1 protein-coding gene is annotated in these 215 nt (G+C 62.8%); it reads right to left on the bottom strand.

From position 1 onward, the window contains the following. A partial coding sequence (locus F2P45_RS35390; protein WP_166882774.1) for a transposase occupies positions 1-215 on the bottom strand: 215 nt, incomplete at both ends.

Genomic DNA, 215 nt, shown 5'->3' with positions numbered 1-215 from the left:
GCGACCTTCCAATTGAGCTGCAACGTGGCGCGCGCCAGTCCGATCGTGCGCAGGCCCTTGCCGCCCATCTCGGCCAGGCCGGCAAACACATGCTCGATCCGGGCGCGGGTCTTGGCGATGCGCGTATTGCGCCGCTTTTGGGTTTCCGAAATTGGCTTGTCCTTGCTTCCTTTGCGCTGGATGTGCATGCGCCATCCCTGCTGTGTCAACCTGTC

Origin of the sequence: Massilia mucilaginosa, assembly GCF_011682145.1 — a bacterium.
GTDB lineage: Bacteria > Pseudomonadota > Gammaproteobacteria > Burkholderiales > Burkholderiaceae_D > Telluria_A > Telluria_A mucilaginosa.
This window is presented reverse-complemented; position numbering and strand designations above follow the sequence as displayed.